The following is a 1,644-nucleotide window of genomic DNA, read 5'->3' as shown; positions in this document are numbered from 1 at the left end:
ATCAGCCGAAGCCCGAATGCGATGTATCTGACACTCGTTGATGCGCTGGCACTTTCCATCCGCAAAGGCGATCTGAGAGAAGGCGATAGACTGCCGCCCCAGAGAACCATCGCAAGCCATATCGGAACCAACCTGACAACCGTGACGCGCGCCTTTACCGAGGCCCATCGTCGGGGTCTGATTGACGCAACAGTTGGTCGGGGTACCTTTGTTCGTGTTGGCGCAGGGGAAAGTCATTGGCGTCATACCGGTCCCGCCGTGGTTGACCTGACCATGAACCTGCCGCCCATCCCGCAGGACCCGCCCCTTCAACGCGTTATCCAGAACGATATTACGGCCATCCTGAAGCAGCAGGATCTGAACAGCCTGATGTCTTACCGGGTAACGGGTGGCACACTGGAAGAACGCCAACTCGGCGCGAAATGGATCGCGCCCGTCATCGGCCAGCGCCGAACGGATGAAATCCTTGTCTCGCCCGGTGCACAGAGCGCTCTGGCGGCAATCGTCAGCACTCATACCCAACCCGGCGATGTTATTGTCACTGACCGCATTGCCTATCCCGGTATCCGGACCATAGCAGCGCAGTTTGACCTTATTCTGGTCGGTGTGGACAGCGACATGGAAGGCATGATGCCAGACCAGCTTGATCGGGTCTGTGCCGAACATCATCCCCGCTTACTCTACTGCATTCCAACCATCCACAATCCCAGCACGGCCACGATGTCCCTGCAAAGACGCGAGGACATCCTGAAGGTCGCCCAGCACCATCATCTGCATATCGCCGAGGACGACCCTTACAGCCTGCTGATGGACAATCCGCTACCGGCGCTGGCGGCCCTCGACCATAGCCGTGTCAGCTACGTGGCTACCCTTGCCAAGACGCTCAGTCCGGGCCTACGCACGGCCTATGTTGCCCTGCCGAATACTGACATGACTCGACGGGTAACAGCGGCTATTCGAGCTATCGCGCTCACCAATGCCGGCCTGCTCAGTGCGCTGACGGCGCGGTGGATGCAGACGGAACAGGCGCACACGATCCTCCACTCGATCCAGAAGGAACTGCGCCTGCGCCAGTCGATCGCCCGCAGGGTGTTGGGGGAAAGACACTGTATGAACCCCGACGGACCGCATGTCTGGCTGAAACTGCCAGACTGGTGGGGCAGCGCGGATTTTGTCGCCTACGCCCGCAGGCGGGGACTGGCGCTGGTTCCCAGCACCGTTTTCACCATCAGTGGCGAACCCCCGCAGCGCGCGCGGATTGCACTAGGCAGCGCTCCAGATGCGGCGAGCCTTGAAGAATCTCTGCATGGCGTGATGTCTGTCCTGCAGCACAAACGCTCCCCCGGTTTTGCCGATATTGTGTGATCTCGCCGCTACACCGTGAATCGGCGCAACCTACTGATTCGACGGTGAATCTGTGCATTCATAGAAAACAAGGCCTCTGAGGTTTTCACAAATGCGTGATTTAAGTATCAAGCAAAAACAATGAGTTATTTATATACCCCATCATTGTCTGGCATTTTATCATTTATTGTCTTCTTTCGTCCGCCTTAAATGGCTTCCTATTTGTCTCTTTGTTTTTTTTGTACCCAAAAAGGTATCCATACAAAATTTTGTAGTTGGCGCATTCCATGTCACGTTTTC

Annotated in this window: 1 protein-coding gene; it reads left to right on the top strand. The window is 56.5% G+C overall.

From position 1 onward, the window contains the following. Positions 1–1,365, top strand: a 1,365-nt coding sequence (locus B7449_RS17730) for an aminotransferase-like domain-containing protein (RefSeq protein WP_048883969.1), incomplete at its 5' end; no start/stop codon positions are given. Positions 1,366–1,644 lie beyond the last annotated feature (279 nt).

The sequence above is a fragment of the Komagataeibacter intermedius TF2 genome (assembly GCF_000964425.1).
In the GTDB taxonomy this organism is placed as follows: domain Bacteria; phylum Pseudomonadota; class Alphaproteobacteria; order Acetobacterales; family Acetobacteraceae; genus Komagataeibacter; species Komagataeibacter intermedius.
The sequence above is the reverse complement of the archived record's forward strand: the minus strand, read 5'-3'. Positions and strand labels throughout refer to the sequence as shown.